This window comes from Streptomyces anandii JCM 4720, from assembly GCF_014650655.1.
Classification (GTDB): domain Bacteria; phylum Actinomycetota; class Actinomycetes; order Streptomycetales; family Streptomycetaceae; genus Streptomyces; species Streptomyces anandii.
Genome location: NZ_BMVJ01000010.1, coordinates 1 through 617 on the forward strand (window position 1 = coordinate 1; position 617 = coordinate 617).

Genomic DNA, 617 nt, shown 5'->3' on the forward strand with positions numbered 1-617 from the left:
TTCGCCTACGACGACGAGGAGACCTGCATCGCCGAGGTGCGCTACCTCCTCTCCCTCCTCCCGCAGAACAACCGCGAACTGCCCCCGGACGCCGCCGCGGACGACCCCGCCGGCCGCCGGAACACGGCGCTGGCGGAGCTGGTGCCCGTGGACGGCGCCCGGCCCTACGACATGCGCGCCGTGATCGAGGAGATCGTCGACGACGGCGAGCTCATGGAGATCCACGAGCGCTGGGCGACCAATGTGATCGTCGCGCTCGCCCGCCTGGACGGCCGCGTGACCGGCATCGTCGCCAACCAGCCGCAGGTGCTGGCCGGTGTCCTCGACATCGAGGCCAGCGAGAAGGCGGCCCGCTTCGTGCAGATGTGCGACGCCTTCAACATCCCGATCGTCACCCTGCTCGACGTGCCCGGCTTCCTGCCCGGCGTCGACCAGGAGCACGGCGGGATCATCCGGCACGGCGCGAAGCTGCTGTACGCCTACTGCAACGCCACCGTGCCGAGGATCTCGCTGATCCTGCGCAAGGCCTACGGCGGCGCGTACATCGTGATGGACTCCCAGTCGATCGGCGCCGACCTGACCTACGCCTGGCCCACCAACGAGATCGCCGTGATGGG

At 69.7% G+C, this 617-nt stretch carries 1 protein-coding gene; it reads left to right on the forward strand.

Annotated elements, in window-relative coordinates:
• On the forward strand, positions 1 to 617 hold a 617-nt coding region (locus tag IE249_RS18970), incomplete at both ends, for a carboxyl transferase domain-containing protein (protein ID WP_308434370.1).